Source organism: Dactylosporangium sp. NPDC051485, from assembly GCF_040682015.1.
Lineage (GTDB): Bacteria > Actinomycetota > Actinomycetes > Mycobacteriales > Micromonosporaceae > Dactylosporangium.
Genome location: NZ_JBFAZW010000012.1, coordinates 123626 through 142005, shown reverse-complemented (window position 1 = coordinate 142005; position 18380 = coordinate 123626). Strand labels below are relative to the sequence as shown.

General features: G+C 73.9%; 12 protein-coding genes and 1 pseudogene. 4 read left to right on the top strand and 9 right to left on the bottom strand.

Translation table 11 applies throughout. The annotated features are described in order from the left end of the window. Window positions 1–362: pseudogene (locus AB0M46_RS09605) on the bottom strand (hypothetical protein); the annotation flags it as partial. Window positions 363–425: 63 nt separating this feature from the next. Beyond that, the gene (locus tag AB0M46_RS09600) at window positions 426–917 is read right to left on the bottom strand and encodes a hypothetical protein (RefSeq protein ID WP_363334237.1); all 492 of its coding nucleotides are present in this window, start codon (window positions 915–917) and stop codon (window positions 426–428) included. On the opposite strand from AB0M46_RS09600, the gene AB0M46_RS09595 reads away from it, so the two are divergent. Then, window positions 886–1494, top strand: a complete 609-nt coding sequence (locus tag AB0M46_RS09595; protein WP_363334235.1) for a hypothetical protein — start codon at window positions 886–888, stop codon at window positions 1492–1494. The two genes, AB0M46_RS09600 and AB0M46_RS09595, sit on opposite strands and share 32 nt — an antisense overlap. A 249-nt stretch (window positions 1495–1743) precedes the next feature. Further along, on the top strand, window positions 1744–3066 hold the full coding sequence (locus tag AB0M46_RS09590; RefSeq protein WP_363334253.1) for a glycosyl hydrolase family 18 protein: 1323 nt from the start codon (window positions 1744–1746) through the stop codon (window positions 3064–3066). 173 nt (window positions 3067–3239) lie between these two features. Here the strand turns inward: AB0M46_RS09590 and AB0M46_RS09585 are convergent, their stop codons facing one another. Both AB0M46_RS09585 and AB0M46_RS09580 read right to left on the bottom strand, forming a co-directional pair. Then, window positions 3240–5033, bottom strand: coding sequence for an EAL domain-containing protein (locus AB0M46_RS09585; RefSeq protein ID WP_363334233.1), 1794 nt, complete (start codon window positions 5031–5033; stop codon window positions 3240–3242). 35 nt (window positions 5034–5068) lie between these two features. Further along, window positions 5069–5788, bottom strand: a complete 720-nt coding sequence (locus AB0M46_RS09580) for a TetR/AcrR family transcriptional regulator C-terminal domain-containing protein (RefSeq protein WP_363334231.1) — start codon at window positions 5786–5788, stop codon at window positions 5069–5071. Window positions 5789–5863: 75 nt separating this feature from the next. On the opposite strand from AB0M46_RS09580, the gene AB0M46_RS09575 reads away from it, so the two are divergent. After that, entirely contained in the window at window positions 5864–7318 is a 1455-nt protein-coding gene (locus AB0M46_RS09575) for an MDR family MFS transporter (protein ID WP_363334229.1), read from the top strand. Here the strand turns inward: AB0M46_RS09575 and AB0M46_RS09570 are convergent. From AB0M46_RS09570 to AB0M46_RS09555, 4 genes are all read right to left on the bottom strand, one after another. Beyond that, window positions 7253–7588, bottom strand: a complete 336-nt coding sequence (locus tag AB0M46_RS09570) for a hypothetical protein (protein WP_363334227.1) — start codon at window positions 7586–7588, stop codon at window positions 7253–7255. The two genes, AB0M46_RS09575 and AB0M46_RS09570, sit on opposite strands and share 66 nt — an antisense overlap. 76 nt (window positions 7589–7664) lie before the next feature. Beyond that, window positions 7665–8810, bottom strand: coding sequence for an FAD-dependent oxidoreductase (locus AB0M46_RS09565; RefSeq protein ID WP_363334225.1), 1146 nt, complete (start codon window positions 8808–8810; stop codon window positions 7665–7667). A gap of 152 nt (window positions 8811–8962) precedes the next feature. Beyond that, window positions 8963–14068, bottom strand: a complete 5106-nt coding sequence (locus AB0M46_RS09560) for a hypothetical protein (protein WP_363334223.1) — start codon at window positions 14066–14068, stop codon at window positions 8963–8965. A 146-nt stretch (window positions 14069–14214) separates the two neighbouring features. Beyond that, window positions 14215–15636: a UDP-glucose/GDP-mannose dehydrogenase family protein gene (locus AB0M46_RS09555; RefSeq protein WP_363334221.1), complete on the bottom strand. Its 1422-nt coding sequence runs from the start codon at window positions 15634–15636 to the stop codon at window positions 14215–14217. A 188-nt stretch (window positions 15637–15824) separates the two neighbouring features. Between AB0M46_RS09555 and AB0M46_RS09550 the strand changes: the two genes are divergently transcribed. Continuing rightward, a complete protein-coding gene (locus AB0M46_RS09550) occupies window positions 15825–16973 on the top strand; it encodes an acyl-CoA dehydrogenase family protein (protein ID WP_363334219.1) in 1149 nt (382 codons plus the stop codon). A gap of 91 nt (window positions 16974–17064) precedes the next feature. Here the strand turns inward: AB0M46_RS09550 and AB0M46_RS09545 are convergent, their stop codons facing one another. After that, window positions 17065–18315, bottom strand: a complete 1251-nt coding sequence (locus tag AB0M46_RS09545; protein ID WP_363334217.1) for an LCP family protein — start codon at window positions 18313–18315, stop codon at window positions 17065–17067. Window positions 18316–18380: the final 65 nt, after the last annotated feature.

Here is an 18380-nt window from a genome sequence, read left to right as displayed (position 1 = left end):
GTTGCCGCGCCGTTCGCGCCCGCGGGTCCGCCGGCCGCACCGTTCGCCGCACCGCAGCCGCCGTTCGCCGCGCAGCCGCCCGTCTCCGTGCCTCCCTCGGCCGCTACTCCTCCGCCCGCTTCCGCGCCTCCGGCGGTCTCCACTCCGCCCGCCGTTTCCCTGCCGCCGAGCGGCTCGCCGACCGTATCCGCACCGCCGAGCGGCTCAGGTGTGGCCGGGACGCCGCCGCCCGGCGCCGGTACCGCGGGCGAGCCGGCCTGGCTGACGCCGGAGTCCGCGCCCGCGCGGCCCGCGACCGCGCCGTGGAACGGACCGGGGTCGGGCACCGGGGAACTGCCGATGCGGACGCCGACTGTTCCCACCTCGCCGCCCGCGCCCTACGGCGGGCCGCGGCCGCCGAGCGAGGTTGCGGCCGGGGCGACCGGCTACAGCCGTGGGACCACCCAGCCCTCGAACGAGGACGGGCCCACCCAGCCGTTCGGGTTCGACCCTCCGTCGTCCGGGGCGACCGCGCCCTCTCCCGCCTCGCCGCCGCCGGTGTCGACCCCGCCTGTTTCCCTGCCGCCGGTGTCGACCCCGCCTGCCGCTCCGCCGCCGGTCCCGCGGCCTGTTTCGACGCCGCCGGTCTCGGCGCCACCCCTTTCCCCGCCGCCCGTTTCCACACCGCCGGTCTCGGCGCCGCCGCTTTCCCCACCGCCCCTTTCCACACCGCCCGTTTCGACGCCGCCGGTCTCGGCGCCGCCGCTTTCCCCGTCGCCCGTTTCGACGCCGCCTGTTTCGACGTCCCCTTTCTCGACGCGGCCCGATTCGACGCCGCCGGTTACTGAGGCGCCGGTCTCGTCGGCTCCCGCTTCCGGGGCGCCGGTTTCGCCGCCGGCCGAGGCCGTGTTGGGGCCGTCCGGCTCGTGGCCGGTCATTCCGGCGCCGGCCGCGGCCGCCGGCGACGCGGACGAAGACGCCACCCGGCCGCTGCGCACCTCCACCGAGGAGACCGGCATTTCGGCGACGACGACGAGCGGGCTGCCCTCGCGGGCGGCGCGGGGACCCGCACCCGCGGAGACCTCGATCCTGGCCGGGCCGTCGTTCGACGGGTTCGCGGTGCCGCCGCGGCCCGGGCGGGAGGAGGAGACCGAGGCGTTCCACCCCGGGAGCCAGTCGCCCGTGCACCCGCGTCCCCGCCACGCGGCGCCGAACGAGGCACCGGCGTCCGCCGAGGAGCGGGAGAGCGACGGGCCGCCGCGGAGCCGGTTCCAGCCGATGGCGCCGCAGCCGCCCGTCGAGGCTGCGGACGCCACCCCGGCCTCCGACGGCGGTAGCGAGGCAACGACGGTGCTGCGGGTGCCCGCCGCCGACGGGGAGGCGACGACCCGGTTCGAGGCCCCTCCCGCCGCCGACGCGGTCGATCCCGAGGCCACCGCGAAGATCGAGAACCGGCCCCGCGGGGACAAGCCGTCCAACTCGCCGTGGGCCGAGCCGCCCCGCGAGCGCGGCTGACCGCCCCGCAAGCAGCACACAATTCGGCCCCGTCGCCCGATCAGGGTGGCGGGGCCGAGTCATCGGCTCATCGCCGGCGGCGCCGCGGATCGGGCTGGCACCTCTTTAAGGTTCCCGACCCTTACATTTAATAGTGTTAACTGATAGCGTCCCTGCTCATCGATCCATCGATGAGCAGGGGGTCCCGTGAGATCTCGTCGTCGCAAATTCGCCCTGGTAGTCGGCGCGGCCGCGGCCGTCGTGACGGCGCTGGCCCTCGCGCCCACGCTCCAGGCACAAGCGGTCACCAACGTGGCGGAGGCCGCGTGTACCGCACCGACCTGGGCTGAGGGCAACACGTACACGCTCGGCACGCAGGTGACATACAACGGGCACACGTACAAGGCCTTGGTGACCCACACCGCCTATGTGGGCGCCAACTGGAACCCGGCCGCCACGCCTTCACTGTGGACGGACCTCGGCGCCTGCACCGGCGGCGGTGGCTCGCCGACCGCGTCGCCGTCGCCGTCGCGCACCGCCTCGCCGTCGCCGTCGGCCTCGGCCTCGCCGAGCCGCTCGCCGTCGAGTTCGCCATCAAGCTCGCCGTCGAGCTCGCCCACGACGTCGCCCACCGGCGGCACCTGCGGGGTCAAGTCGCGGCCGGCCGGCAAGGTGCTGCAGGGCTACTGGGAGAACTGGGACGGCGCCTCCAACGGCGTGCACCCGGGCCTCGGCTGGATTCCGATCACCGACTCGCGGATGGCCCAGCACGGGTACAACGTCATCAACCTGGCCTTCCCGGTCATCCGCTCCGACGGCACCGTGCTGTGGGAGAACGGCATGGACGCGGGCGTGAAGGTCCCGACCCCGGCCGAGATGTGCCAGGCCAAGGCCAACGGCATGACGCTGCTGATGTCGATCGGCGGCGCGGCCGCGGGCATCGACCTGAGCTCGTCGACGGTGGCGGACAAGTTCGTCTCGACGATCGTGCCGATCCTCAAGGCCAACAACTTCGACGGCATCGACATCGACATCGAGACGGGGCTGTCCGGCAGCGGCAGCATCGGCACCCTGTCGACGTCGCAGGCCAACCTGATCCGCATCATCGACGGCGTGCTGGCCCAGATGCCGTCGAACTTCGGCCTCACCATGGCGCCGGAGACGGCCTACGTGACCGGCGGCAGCGTGACCTACGGCTCGATCTGGGGCTCGTACCTGCCGATCATCAAGAAGTACCTGGACAACGGCCGCCTGTGGTGGCTCAACATGCAGTACTACAACGGCAGCATGTACGGCTGCTCCGGTGACTCCTACTCGGCCGGCACGGTCCAGGGCTTCACGGTCCAGACCAACTGCCTGAACTCGGGCCTGACGATCCAGGGCACGACCATCCGCGTCCCGTACGACAAGCAGGTCCCCGGCCTGCCCGCCCAGTCCGGCGCCGGCGGCGGCTACATGGCCCCGTCGCTGGTCTCGCAGTCCTGGAACGGCGTGTCGGGCCAGATCAAGGGCCTGATGGACTGGTCCATCAACTGGGACGGCTCGAAGAGCTGGACCTTCGGCGACAACGTGAAGTCGCTGCAGGGCCGCTGATCACCGCAACCGCGACGAGGGGTCGGGCTTCTGCCCGGCCCCTCGTTTCGTTGGTCCCACCGAATGCGGTGGAGTCCGATACCGCACCGATGTCGCCGGTCAGGGTATAAATCCGACATGTCGCGGCGCGCCAGCGCCCGACATGTCGCAAAAGCACATCGGGAACGTCGCGATCAGGCCGCCGGGGACAGAGCCGTCGGCGGCACGAGCAGGGCCGGCAGCTGCGCCGGGTCCATCGGCCGGTGCAGGTGGAAGCCCTGGCCGAGGGCGCAGCCCAAGCGGCGCACCGCGTCCAGCTGCGCCTGGTTCTCGATCCCCTCGGCCACCACCCGCAGCCCCAGGATGTGGCCCAGCTCCATGATGGTCGAGACCAGGGCCAGGTCCCGGCCGGTCAGCTCGGCCCGGGCGATGAAGGCGCGGTCGACCTTGAGCTCGTCGACGGGCAGCTCGCGCAGGTAGGCCAGCGACGAGTACCCGGTGCCGAAGTCGTCGATGGCGAGCTGCACGCCGAGCGCGCGCAGGTCGGTCAGGGCGGCGACGGCGACGCGCGGGTCGCTCATCAGGACCGACTCGGTCAGCTCCAGGGTGACGGCCGACATGGGCAGGCCGGCGGCGGCCAGGGCGCGGGTGACCTGGACGGCGAAGTCCGGGCGGACCAGCTCGTGGCCGGAGACGTTGACGTTGAGGGTCAGGCCGGGACGGCCGCGGCGCCACACGGCGACCTGGCGGGCGGCGGTGGCGAGCACCCACTGGCCGATGTCGGCGATCAGGCCGGACTCCTCGGCGATCGGCAGGAACTCCGACGGCGGCACCACGCCGCGGGCCGGGGAGTTCCACCGCAGCAGGGCCTCGACCCCGACCACGGCGCCAGGGCCCTCGTCGTCGAGGCGGATCAAGGGTTGGTACTGCAGCCCGAACTCCCCCTCGGCCAGCGCCCGCTGCAGGTCGCCGCGCAGCGACAGGTAGTCCAGGGCGGCGGCGCGCATGGCCGGCTCGAAGACCACGACCCGGCCCGGGCCGTTCTTCTTCGCGTGGTACATCGCGAGGTCCGCGCTGTTGAGCAGCTCGTCCGGGGCGGTGCCGGCGGCGCCCGGCAGCGCGGCGCCGACGCTGGCGCCGATGGAGACGCTGCGGCCCAGGAGGCGGAACGGTTTGCGCACTGCGGCGATGATGCGCCCGCCGACGGCCACCGCGGCGGCGGCGTTGACGTCGGCCAGCAGCACGGCGAACTCGTCGCCACCGAGGCGAGCCACGGTGTCGGTGGCCCGCACACAGCCGCGGATCCGCTCGGCCACGGCGGCGAGCAGCTGGTCGCCGGCGTCGTGGCCGAGGCTGTCGTTCACCGCCTTGAAGCGGTCCAGGTCGATGAAGAGCACGGCGGAGTCCGGGCGCTCGTGGAAGATGCGCAGGAACAGGGCGCGGTTGGGCAGGCCGGTGACGTTGTCGCGGTGGGCCTCCCGCACCTGCTCGACCGTCCGGGCGTCGGTGAGGGCCAGGCCGGCCTGCTGGGCGAAGGTGGCGAGCTGATCGGGCCAGAGCCCGGCGACCGAGTAGGCGCCGCGGACGAACTCCTGCGGGCCGATCGCCGTGCCGTCGCACAGCAGCAGCAGCGCGGTGTGCGGGGCGTCGACGCCCTCCGTGACCTGGGCCGCGTCCGCGCCGGCCGCGTGGGCGCGCACGGTGAAACCCTCGCCGCCGAGCGCCGCGACGGCGACGCCGCGCTGGGTGGCCCCGGCCGGGGTCAGCTCGCCGAGGCCGGTGCCGCCGGCCACGACCGCGTCCGGGCCGGCCTCGGCGCGCACCCCGGCCAGCACGGCGGCGGGGTCGTAGCCGCCGGAGCAGAAGACGAAGACGGCGGCGGGCCGGCGGCCCTCGAGTGCGGCGGCGGTGGCCTCGGCCCCGGCCTTCGCGGAGTCGGCGGCGGTGCTGTGGCCCGCCCCGAACCAGCGCTCACTGGTGCTCGACATGGCCCTGCTATCGGCAACCCGCCGGACGAGATGAGCTAACTGTTTCGCTCCTGCGCGGCCGCGAAGCCTTCGAGGATCCACTGCAGGCCCTCGTCGAACTCGGCGATCCAGGCGTCGGTGTCGCCACGCAGCAGGCCGTGCCGGCCGGCCTCGGCCAGGCGCGGGAACTCGCCGCCGGCGGTGAGCTCGGCGAAGTACGCGTCGGTGGACTGCTGCCACTCCTGCTCGGTGATGGCGTCGCGCTGCCGGGCGGCCAGTTCCTGGTTGGCGAGGGTGGCGAAGCCCCACAGGTACGTGTCGACGACCCGCAGCAGGCGGACCGCCCGGGCCGGGGGCAGGCCCAGCCCGGCGATGGCGGCATGGGACTGCTCGGCGTGGCGGGCGGCGTTCGGGCCGATCGGCGCCCGGGCCCCGAGCACGCCCATCATCCACATGTGCCGCCGGCCGACCTGGAGCTGGCGGTGCAGGACCGCACCCAGCGCCTCGCGCCAGTCCTCCGGCAGCGGCTCGGTCACCAGCATCTCGCCCAGCACGTGGTCGAGCATCAGGTCGATCAGGTCGTCCTTGCGCTTGAAGAACGAGTAGAGCGTCATCGGCCGGGCCTGCAGCTCCGCCGCGATCCGGCGCACCGACACCGCGTCGAGCCCCTCCGCGTCGGCGATGGCCACCGCGGTCGCGACCACCGCCTCGCGGGTCAGCCGCTCCGGCTTGCTCGCCGCCGGGCGGGTCCACAGCGGTCCGCGGGCCTCCGTCATGCGCCCGATTGTATCGGTGTACGAATTGACGATACGGTGTACGAACATTCGATACACCGTACGAAGGAGTGGGCGATGGCGGAGAAGCTGCCCCGGGATCTGCTGGCGCTGGTCGGCGCGATCCTGCTGGGCGTGTTCCTGGTCCAGATGGACTCCACGATGGTCAACATCGCGCTGGAGAGCTTCCGGCGCGACTTCCACGCCGACCTCGGCACCGTGCAGTGGGTCAGCGCGGCCTACCTGCTCGCGATGTCTGCGGTGATCCCGGTGGCCGGCTGGGCGATCGACCGGTTCGGCGCCCGCACGGCCTGGCTCACCTCGCTGGCGCTGTTCACCCTCGGCTCGGTGCTGTGCGGCCTGGCCTGGTCGGCGGGCAGCCTCATCGCCATGCGGGTGGTGCAGGGCCTCGGCGGCGGCATGCTCATGCCGCTGTTCCAGACGATCCTGGTTCGCCGGGCCGGGCGTCAGCAGCTCGGCGCGGTGATGGCCCTGGTCGGCGCCCCGCTGCTGCTCGGGCCGGTGCTCGGCCCGATGCTCGGCGGCGTGCTGGTCGAAGGCCCCGGCTGGCGCTGGATCTTCCTGATCAACCTGCCGATCTGCCTGCTCGCGGCATGGACGGCGGCGCGGGTCATCCCGGTCGAGCGGATCGAGCGGCCGGCCCGCCTCGACGCGCTCGGCCTGGCCCTGCTCTCTCCTGCGCTGGTCGGCATCGTCTGGAGCTTCTCGCGGGCGGGCACCAGCGGCGGGTTCGGCTCATCCGTCACGCTGCTGTCGCTGGCCACCGGGCTCGCGCTGCTGGTGGCGTTCGTCGTGCACGCGCTGCGCACCCGCGAGCCCGTGGTGGACCTGCGACTGTTCCGCGACCGCAACTTCGCCGCGTCGAGCCTGCTGATGTTCCTCGCGATGGTCGCGCTGCTCGGGACGTTGCTGTTGATCCCGCTGTACTACCAACAGGTCCACGGCTTCAGTCCACTGCACGCCGGCCTCCTGCTCGCCCCCAACGGCATCGGCTCGGCCCTCTCGCTGACGCTGGCCGGCAAGCTGACGGAGCGGGTGGGCCTGCGCCCGGTCGCCGTCACCGGCGGCATCCTGCTGCTCGTCGTGGCGCTCGGGCTGACCCGGCTGTCCGCCGATACCAGCCAGTGGGTGCTCGCCCCGCTGGTCCTGCTCGGCGGCGCCGGCTTCGGCGCGATGCTCGTCCCGGCCCAGGCCGGCGTCTACGGCGAGCTGCCGCCCTCGGCGATGCCCCACGCGACCACCGCGGTGCGGGTCTTCCAGCAGGTCGGCGGCTCGTTCGGGGTGGCCATCCTGGCGGTGACCCTGCAGCGCAACGCGGCCGGCGCGCGCTCGGTGGCCGACCTGGGCCACGCCTTCGGCGCGACCGCCTGGTGGGCCGTCGGCGCCGCCGCCCTCGCGCTGCTGCCGGCGCTGCTGCTGCGGACGAAGCCCGCCCGGGAAGCGTCGTCAGGCCTGAACGGCGGCGCGAGCCTGGATCGACTTGACGAACCGCACGTTCCACAGCGCCAGTAGCACCATCACGGCGATGAACAGCACGGTGGAGGCGGTGACGGCGGCCGACGTGGACAGCGCCAGCACCAGCGGGACGCGCACGATCGCGTCGAGCAGCAGGCCGCCGCCCCACACCGCCGACATGATGCGGAAGCTGCGCCGGAACTGCGGCAGGTTGGTCCACTTCCGCTCGAACTCGGCCGCCCTGGCCGGGTCGAGGTGCCGCCCCACCGATGCCGAGCGGATGGCCGAGGCCAGCGACGAGGAGGTGACCGCCCTCGACCACACCATCAGGCAGATCGAGGCGGCCACCCCGGCGGACCGGCCGCACGGCTACGCCCGCTTCGCCACCGAGTTCGGTCGGCGACTACCGCGTGCCCGGGGCCACGAACAGCGAGGCCGGCAGCGCGACCCGCCGGGAGAGCCGGTAGGCCGGCGCCGGGCTGCTGATCACCACCTCCTTGTAGCGCACCGCCGCCCGCCCGGTCAGGAAGAAGCGCCGGGGCGAGTCGTCGGGGCGGGTGAACTGCACGACCGCGTCGCCGCGGCCGAGGGAGACGTGCTGGTGGAGGTACCCGAACCGGAAGGGCTTGGCGCGACGGCCGCGCAGGTGCCGGGCGATGGCCTCCCCGACGTAGGCGCCGGCCGGGATGCCGCTCTGACAGGTGCCGTGGATCATCCCCCACGACTGCCGGATGGCGGCCGAGTCCCCGGCCGCGTACACGTCCGGGTGCGAGACCGAGCGCAGCGTCGCGTCGACCAGCACCCGCCCGTGCCCGTCGACGGCCAGCCCGGCCTCGCGGGCCAGCGCCGGGGACGTGAAGCCAGCGGTCCACAGCACCGCGCCGGCCGGCACGACCTCGCCGCCCGCCAGCGTCACGCCGTCCTCGCGGACCTCGACCACGTCGACGCCGGTCCGCACCCGCACGCCGAGCCGGGCCAGCGCCCCGTCGAGGTAGGCCCGCGCCGGGGCGGACATCGTCGCGCCCGGCACGTCCCGGCCGAGGAGCACGACCGGCCGGCCCGGGTGCCGCTCGGCGATCTCGCTCGCCGCCTCCACGCCGGTCAGCCCGCTCCCGACGACCACGACGCCGCCCGTGCCCGCCACCCGCTCGGCGAGCCGGCCCGCGGCGTCCGGACCGTCCAGCGTGAAGGCGTGCTCGGCGGCCCCCGGCACGGCGCCGGTGTCGGAGACGCTGCCGATGGCGAGGACCGCGATGTCGTACCGCAGCTCGCGCCCGCCGACGACCACGACCTTGCGCTCGGGGTCGAGCCGCTCGGCCCACCCCTGCACGAACTCGATCCCCGTCCCGGCGACCAGGTCGGGGATCCGGTGCTCGGCGAGCGCCTGACCGCTCGCGACCTGGTGCATGCGCAGCCGCTCGGTGAACCGCTCGGACGGGTTCACCAGGGTGACCCGGCCCCCGAACCGGCGGGTGCGCCGCGCGGCGCCGAGGGCCGCCATCAGCCCGGCGTATCCGGCCCCGAGCACGACGATGTCGGTGTTGTCCATGACCGCTCCTTCGCTGGGTGTTCCAGTCCTTCACCGCCAGGACGAAACCCCGCCCCCGGCCGTGAGCCGGGCCGCCGGTGATCGCGGTCACTTCGCCACGCGGTCAGGGGACACACCCACGACATCGCCAAGCGGTTCTACGGCACTGAAGCTCAGCGCATGCCGCGGTAGGCGCCCCGCAGCCGATCCAGGCGCTGGCGCTGCTCGTAGGTCGCGCCCAGGCTGATCAGCAGCACGCCGGTGCCCGTGAACAGCAGCAGCATCATCCACAGCGGCATGCCGATGCGGAACAGCTCGTTCACCGTCGCGATCACCGTGACCGCCGCGCCCACCGCGACCGGCGCCTTCTGCTGCCGGACCGCGCCGACGGCCACGGCGATGACGCCCGCCAGGATCAGCAGGACGCGGCGCAGCTCCGGGGTGTCCGGCTGGGCCACGGCGATGACCAGGCTCGGGGCGAAGCCGGCGACCAGCGCCGGGCCGTACGCGAGCCAGCTGCCCAGCTCGGGCCGGTGGCGGATCTCGATCAGGCCGGTGATCAGGGCGAGCGCGGCGAAGGGCAGGGTGTATGCCTCGGGCAGGGCCACCCGCACCGCGATGAGCAGCAGCCAGATGGCCATCAGCTCGGCGATGCAGGCGGCGATCACGAGCATCGTGCGGTGCCGCGCGCTGCGGCCCTTGCGCGCGGCGGACAGGCCGAGCACGGCGCCGACGGCGGTCAGGGCGGCGGCGGTGTGGGCCGCGGAGCCGAGGGTGAGCAGCACCGCGATGGCGGCGCCGGCGTACCCGGCGGCCTCGATCGTCAGCGCCTCGCGGTTGATGGAGTCGCTCGGGCGCAGGCGAGGCAGCGCGGCGCCCAGCACCAGCAGCGCGGTGGCCACGATGAGCAGCGGGAAGGCGCACTGCTTCAGGCCGAGGCCGGCGGCCAGCCCGGCGGCGACGGCGAGCCCCTCGGCGGTCGAGGCGGCGACGTGCCAGCCGAGCATGCGCGCGGTCGCCGTCCTGCCCCAGATGCCGCCGATGGCGCCGACCACGACCGAGCCGGCCAGCCAGGTCAGGGTCTGGCTCTTGGTGGCCAGGCTGCCCGCGCCGCCCGCCCCGGCGGCGAGCACCGCGATGGCGAACACCAGGCGCCGGGCGCCGATCATGAGGCGGCCGTCGGGGCTGGCCGCGGGCGGCGGCACGGTCAGGGCCAGGCCGAGGCCGGCGATGGTGGCCACGATCAGGGCCAGGGTCGGCTGGACCGGCCACGGGGCGGCGAGCGCGGCCGGGGCGATCAGCAGGGTCAGCGCGACGCCGGGCACGACGATCGCCACGGCCCGGTTGGCCATCGCCTGGCCGCTGCCGCCCAGGCCGACCGCCATCAGGGCGCCCGCGACGGTCAGCAGGAAGGCGCCCAGGACATGGGTGCTGTTTCCGGCGTACTTCCCGAGCTCCCCCAGATCCGCAACGGTCTGCGCGGTGCCGGTCCAGGGCTGCGCGATCCAGTGGTACGGCGCGGCGAGCGCGGCCAGCAGCGCCGGCGCCAGGAAGACCACCACGATCGCGGCCGGCACGCCGGCCGCCGCGGCCACGCCGAAGGCGAAGTTGCGCGGGATGCGGGACTGCTCCCACTGGCCGTTCGGGCGGGCGGCGCGGTCCGGCCGGAAGCCGCGGACCGGCTCGGGCTCGCCCGGGCGGTGGCCGTTGGCCCGCAGCAGCTCGGCGAGCACCCCGAGCAGGGCGGCCGCGGCGGCGTAGACCACGGCGCCGTCGCGCTGGACGAAGATCGCGGCGACGGCGGTCGTGGTGGCCCCAACGGCGACGCCGCCGCTGATGTACGGCAGGTACCCGGGTGCCTGCAGGGCCGCGGCGCCGGCGGCGGCCAGCCCGACGGCGCTGGTGGCCAGGGCGGCGATGAGGATGGTGCTCGCGCGGTCCGGGTGCAGGCCGCCGACCATCGCCGCGGCCGCCCCTGCGAACGCGAACAGCGCGCCGGCCACGCCGACGCCGCCGACCACGGTCACCGGTCCGCCGTCCTCGTCGGTCTCGGAGACCCCGCGGCGCAGGGCGATCGAGCGGGCCAGGGCGGCCACCAAGGCACCGCTGACGCCGAGCGCGGCCAGGGTGCCCGCGGTCGCGCCCGGTCGCACCAGGCTCGCGGCGGCCGCGAAGGCGCCGGCCACGAGGGCCGCGCCCAGCCGGGTATAGGCGCCGCGCCAGCTGCGGGCGAAGCTCGCCCAGACGGCGACGCCGGTGGCCGCCGCCCACCCGATCACCATCGGCGCGGCCCAGCCCAGGCCGAGGCCGACGGGCGCGCCGATGGTGGCCAGCACGACGGCGGTCGAGGCGATGTCGTCGCCGTACGGCTGCGGGAGCGCGATCGCCGCCGCGCCCGCGAGCAGCAGCAGGGCGATCGGCACCTGCCAGCCGAAGTCGGCCAGGCTCCGCGCGGCGGCCGCCCACCCCGCGCCGAGGTCGGCGTGCCAGGCAGGGTCGGCCGCGCGGACCACCCCGATGCCGCCGATCACCGACAGGGCGCCGGCGTAGAGGCCGGTGCCGAAGCCGACCATGGCGGCGCCCGCGACCGGGCCGCGGCGCCACTCGGCCGGCAGCGTCCGGGCAGTGACGGCGACGATGAAGACCAGCAGCGCGAGGGTCACGACCTCGATGCCGGAGGCGGCCAGGGACACGGCCCGGGCGACGGCGCCGATGGCGGCGATCGTCACGGCGGCGGCGGCCGCGTCGGCGCCGCTGAAGGTGATGCCGAAGGTCCGCCGGTCGTCCATCCTCGGCGCGAGCCACAGCATGGCCGCGGCGACCAGCATGAGCAGGCCGATGACCAGGTCGATCGTGGTGGCGCCGGCGGCGACGACGGTGGCGATGCCGACCGCGATCGCGCCGGCGGTGGCCCCGCCCAGCAGCGGCCGGCTGGGCGCGGCGGCCTCGCCCCGGGCGACCTGGGTGAGCGCGGCGACACCGAGGCTCACCGCGAGGGCCAGGTAGCTCAGCACCAGCACGACGGTGGCGCCGCCGGGCAGGCCGCCGAAGGCGATCGCGGCGGCGGAGGCGGCCGCGCCGGGCAGGGCGAAGACCGCGCCGCCGGCCGCCGCGTCGGTGACCCGCCGGGTCGCCGCCAGCCGGTTGCCGCCGGTCGCCGCTTCGGCTGCTGGCCGCGGAAGGCTTCCCGGCGCCGTGGTGCTCCTTGAGGTGCGGTGCGGGCTGGGCAGCATGGCGATCGCGCCGCCGGCGACGGCGATCGCGGTGAGGGTGATCGCGGTGGCGGCGGGGCGGCCCAGGCTGGCCGCGGCCGCGTACGTGCCCAGGATCGCCGCGGCGGTGAGGCAGGCCCAAGCGGTGTGCGCCTCCCGGACCCGCAGGGCGAGCGCACCGGCCGCGATGGCCGCGCTCACCGTCAGGGCCGGGGTGGCCAGCCAGCTCAGGCCGAGCGCGGCGGGCGCGACGAGCAGGGCCAGGGCGGCGCCCACCACGGCGACGTCGGCGCGCAGCGCCTCGGGGGCGATCGAGGGGCTCCAGCCCGGGCGCAGCGGCACCGCGAGCGGGTCGGTGCGGCCGCTGAGCATCAGCACGCCGGCGCCGGTCAGCAGGAGGACCGCGATGACGTACTGCCACCCGTCCGGGCCGACCGCATCGTGCACGCGCGCGGAGTACCGGCTCAGATCGGCATTCCAGACCGGAAAGCCGGCACGGATCGGGGCGGCGATCCCGGGCAACGCCCGCACCAGCACCAGCAGCGCGGCCCCGGCGGCCGACACCGACACGGCGTAGCGGGGCCCGCGCCGGGCGTCGGCCGGCAGGAACGGCACCCCGGCCGCGGCGACCGTCACCGCCAGGGCGAGGAACAGCGGCGTCGAGCCGGGCAGCCACACGGCGCCGACCCGCGCGATGGCGACGACCACCGCGCCGGTGGCGACGCCGGCGGCGATGTCGGGCAGCGCGCCGCGCCGCCAGGCCAGCGCCCCGCCGACGCCGAGCGCGGCGGCCGCGAGCATCGCCACGGCCGCCTGCAGCGTCGCCATGCGCTCGTCGGTCTGGGCCAGCCCGACGGAGGCGCCGAGCAGCGAGAGGGCGGCGGCGACGGCGAACAGGCCCCAGGCGAGGCGGGCCATCAACCCGTCGGCGATGCGGTTCGTGCGGCCGGTGTGGGCCGGCTCGTCCTCGGCGGCGGCGTTCTCCTCGTGGGCCGCGACCCGCCGGCCGATCGACCGCTTGAGCCCGATGGCGAAGGCGAGGTCGATCAGCGCCACCCCGGACAGGGCGATCGACCAGCCGGTCGGGCCGTGGATGGCGTCCAGGGCGAGCAGCGGCAGGACCGGCTGCAGCGCGAGCAGGGTGGCGTAGCGGGACGCGATGAGGTGGCTCTGCATGCTGTACACGGCGGCGATGCCCGCCGTGGCCAGGCACACGATGCCCAGGTAGGTGCTGAACTGCGGCCGGTCGGCGCCGAGCAGCTTCTCGGAGCGCACCACGTAGCCGTCGAGCAGCACGAGCAGCAGGGCGACGGACGCGACGGTCTCGGCGGTGGCGCTCAGCCCTCGCCGGACGAGCACCAGGGGCAGGGCGAGCGCGATCGCGGTGATGGCGGCCAGGGACACGACCCGGCCGAGGGTGCCGACCGTGCCGAACGCGTCGAGGGTGAGCACGATCGCCGCGCCGGCCAGCAGGAGACCACCCAGGGCCAGCACGGAGGCCTGCATGCTGCTCTGGGTCGCCTCGGGCTGGTCGGCGCCGGGCGGCGCGCCGCCGTCGCGGGGCGGCCGGCGCATCTGCGGCAGCCGGGCCGGGCCGGGCCGCGCGCCGGGGCGCCCGCCCGGCCGCTCGGGGGCGAGCACCGGGCGCGACGAGCCGACCTCCGGCACATCCGGGGCGTGGCCGCTCTCGATCGGTTGGGGCGCCCTCGGGGAGTACCGATGCGGCTCCGTCTGTGGCTCTTGGCTCGTCGACGCGATGGCCGCGGGCGGCGGCGTCTCCTTGGACCGGCCCCGCAGCGGCCGCTTGGGCTTGGCGCCCTGCTCGGCCTCCAGCGACGCCCGGACCTTGCGCCGCAGGTTGTCGCGCTGGGCGGTGGTATGCGCGAGCTGCTTGCGCAGTGCCAGGGTCTCGTCGGTGAGGTTGCGCTTCTTCTGCTCCAGGGCCGCGGCCGTGCGCTGGAACAGGGCGAGCGCCGCCGCGTCCGGATCGTGCGGCCGGCCGCAGTTTTGACAGCCCGTTGCCTCGGTGGCCGGCCCCCCGCACGCCGGGCACGGATAGGTCTCCACGCCACTCCTCCCCCGGAGCTTTCGGCCGGGACACCACGGTGGGTACCCCGGCCGTTCACGCCTTACTGGGAAGAATGCCTTGTTTCGGCGGTCGATGAAAGCGAACCGCCCCTTCGGGCGTTTCCGCTATGAAATGACAGCGGACCCTACGAGACGACCGGACGCCCCATGCCCCGGTACTCCCAGCCGCCGGCCACCCACACGGCCTGGTCGAGGCAGTTCCGGCCATCGATGACCTTCTTGGCGGCGACCAGCGGCGCGAGGGCCGCCGGGTCGGCGTTGCGGAACTCTTCCCACTCGGTGAGGACGCAAACCAGGTCGGCGCCGGCGACGGCGTCGGTGAGGGTCTTGGCGTAGGAGACGTCCGGCACGTCGTTGCGGGCGCTGTCCATGCCCTCCGGGTCGTACACGGTGACCTCGGCGCCCGAGCGGGCGAGCTTGCGCACGACCGAGAGGGCCGGCGAGTCGCGCACGTCGTCGGAGTTGGGCTTGAAGGTGGCGCCCAGCACGGTGATCCGGGTGCCGCCCAGGTCCGGGCCGGCCGGGCCGTAGCCGCGGCCGAGCAGCTCGGCCGAGAGCTGAACGATCTTCTGCCGGCGGCGCTGGTTGATCAGGTCCACCTCGTGCAGGAAGCGCAGCGCCTCGCCGACGCCGAGCTCCTGGGCGCGGGCCTGGAACGCGCGGATGTCCTTGGGCAGGCAGCCGCCGCCGAAGCCGACGCCGGCGCGCAGGAACTTGTTGCCGATGCGGGCGTCGTAGCCGATGGAGCGGGCCAGCTGGGTCACGTCGGCGCCGGCCGCCTCGCAGACCTCGGCCATGGCGTTGATGAAGGAGATCTTGGTGGCCAGGAACGCGTTGGCGGCGACCTTCACCAGCTCCGCGGTGGCGAAGTCGGTGACCACGACCGGGACCTCGCGATCCTCGGTGAGCGCGAGGTCGAACACGCCCTTGTGGGCGGCGTAGAGCATGCCCATCGCCCACTCCGACTTGACGCCGAAGATGACGCGGTTGGGCCGCAGCACGTCCTCGACGGCCACGCCCTCCTGCAGGAACTCGGGGCTCCAGGCCACCTCGACGCCGAGGTCGGCGGAGGCGTGCCGCTCGACGAGGCCCTCGATCCACTCGGTGGTGCCGACCGGGACGGTCGACTTGCCGACAAAGAGCGCCTTGCGGGTCAGGTGCGGGGCCAGGTTGACCACGGCGCTCTCGACGTGCGAGAGATCGGCGGCCATGCCGTCCGGGCGCTGCGGGGTGCCGACGCAGATGAAGTGGATGTCGCCGAACTCCCCGACCTCCTCGTAGGACGTCGTGAAACGCAGCCGTCCGGCCGAGAGGTTCTTACGCAGCAGCTCGTCGAGGCCCGGCTCGTGGAAGGGCACGTCGCCGCCGGACAGCTTCGCGATCTTCGCCTCGTCGATGTCGAAGCCCAGCACCTCGTAGCCGAGTTCCGCGAAGCAGATCGCGTAGGTCGCGCCAAGGTAGCCGGTGCCCAGGAAGGTCAGCCGAGGCCGGGCGGCGCCAGACGGCGGGGCTACGACGGGTGGGGTGCTCGGGTACGCGATGGTCACGCCTTGTCTCCGCTCGATCGGGATTCCGCGCCGGCAACCCTTCCTGGTGGGTTGGGCCGACGTCGCCAGGGCGAGGATAGACCCTTGGCCGTCCCCGCGCCTCTGGCCGTTTCGTTACTCGTCGGTATGCTCACATCGGACGCGCCACTGAACGACAGTTCAGGGGCCATGGGTCGAAGGGGAAGAGCGTGTTCGAGGTCTATCAATTGCCGGAAGAGCACGTGGCGGTGCGCGAGGCCGTGCGCGCGGTCTGTGATGGCAAGGTGGCGCCGAACGCCGCGGCCGCGGATGAAACGGGCGAGTTCCCGCAGGCCTCGTACGACGCGCTGCGGGCGTCGGACTTCCACGCCCCGCACATCCCCGCCGAGTACGGCGGGGCCGGCGCGGACGCCCTGGCCACGGCCATCGTCATCGAAGAAGTTGCACGCGCCTGCGCCTCCTCGTCGCTCATCCCGGCGGTCAACAAGCTCGGCACCATGCCACTGCTACTGTCCGCGTCCGAGGATCTCAAGCGCCGCTACCTCGCGCCGGTCGCCCGCGGGGAGGCGATGTTCTCGTACTGCCTGTCCGAACCGGACGCCGGCAGCGACGCCGCCGGCATGAAGACCCGCGCCCACCTCGACGGCGACACCTGGGTCCTCGACGGCGTCAAGCGCTGGATCACCAACGCGGGCGTCAGCAATTACTACACTGTGTTTGCTGTCACAGATCCGTCCGCCCGCTCCCGCGGCATCTCGGCGTTCGTGGTGGAGAAGTCCGACCCGGGGGTGAGCTTCGGGGCGCCGGAGAAGAAGCTCGGCATCAAGGGAAGCCCGACCCGCGAGGTGTACCTCGACAACGTCCGCATCCCCGCGGACCGCATCATCGGCGAGCCGGGCACCGGCTTCGCCACCGCGATGCGGACGCTGGACCACACCCGGGTCACCATCGCCGCCCAGGCGCTGGGCATCGCGCAGGGGGCGCTCGACTTCGCGCTGGGCTACGTGCAGGAGCGCAAGCAGTTCGGCAAGGCCATCGCCGACTTCCAGGGCATCCAGTTCATGCTGGCCGACATGGGCATGAAGCTGGAGGCCGCCCGCCAGCTCACCTACGCGGCCGCGGCCAAGTCGGAGCGCGGCGACGCCGACCTGACCTACTTCGGCGCCGCCGCCAAGTGCTTCGCCTCCGACGTCGCCATGTCGGTCACCACCGACGCCGTGCAACTCCTGGGCGGCTACGGCTACACCAAGGACTTCCCCTTGGAACGCATGATGCGCGACGCCAAGATCACCCAGATCTACGAGGGCACGAATCAAGTGCAACGCATCGTGATGGCAAGGCAGCTGCTCAAGGGCTGAACCGGGGCCGCCCGCCCAGCGCAGCGGAAGGCGTAGTGGCCGGCGCCGGACTCGCCCAGGATGCGTCGGTCGGCACTCGTCGGCGACGGCTTCAGCTGGGGGCGACGAGGTCGGGGTGGGCGGCGATGAAGGCGGGAACCTGTTCGGTGCGGACGGCGTCGAGGAGGTCGAGGGTGGTCTGGTCGAGGGCCTCGGCGTTGCGGTTGCCGGGGTCGTTGTTGAAGGTGCCGTTGTTGGTCTTGATGCTGAGCAGGTCGTCGCCGCCGATGCCGCGCATGGCGTAGGCCCAGTCGGCCAGGTCGATGCCGCCGCTGTCGATGGTCATGGCCTTGCCGACGACCTGGAGGACCTGGTTGAGCTGGACCGGGTTGGTCAGCACGTCGCGGCTGAGCATCCTCTTGAACAGCGCCTTGAGGAACTGCTGCTGATGGCGTTGCCGGTCGTAGTCGCTGTTGGGCAGCAGCTCCCGCTGCCGGACGTAGTCGAGCGCCTGCCACGGCTCGAGGTGCTGGTAGCCGACGTGGTAAACGACCGGGGTGACGCCGGGGATCGGGGAGAGGCCCTGGCCGCCGTCGGCGCGGGTGTACTGCCGGTACGGGACCTTGACCTCGCCCTTGGCGTCGAAGCCGACGTGCACCGAGGTGGTTTCCTCGTCGACGTACATGTCGATGCCGCCGAGGACCGCGACGACCTGCTGGAAACCGGTGAAGTCGACGATGGCGGCGCCGTCGAAGGTGACGCCCCACAACGACTTGATGGTCAAGGCGAGCAGCTCGACGGCGTGGGCGCGCTGGTTGGCGCCGGTGAGGCCGGCGCCGCCCGCCGCGTAGGCTCCGTTGATCTTGTCGTGGCCGCCCTCGAAGCGTTTGGCTCCGTTGTTGTACGGCGGGATCTTCACCCAGGTGTCGCGGGGGATGGAGATGAGGAACGCGGCGTTGTGGTCGGCCGGGATGTGCAGGATGAGGATCGAGTCGGCGCGGACGGGCTCGGCGGGGTCCTGGCCCGGCCGGGCGTCGATGCCGATGAGCAGGATGTTCTTGGCGCCGGTGATGTCGACGTGCCCGCGCTGCTGGGCCCGTGTGCCGGTGTCGCCGAGCAGGTTCTCCTGGGCGACGCTGTGCGTGGCGTAGGAGAAGAGGACCTCCTTGCCGACGAGCGCGACGCCGGCCATCAGGGTGAGCACCGTGCCGACCACGATGCACAGCTTCGCCCAGACGGGGGCCCGGTGGCGCGGCGCGGCCGGCGGGCGGTCGCCGTCGGGTTCGGGCCGGCTTGCGGGGACCGCCCCGCCGTCGGTGCTCGCCGGGGCGCCGGGGTCGTCGGGCAGGTCTGGCGTGCTCACGTGCCGGCTCCAGGGGAACGCGCGGGTGGGGGCTTCACTGTAGCTAGATCAACAAAAAGGGGGCC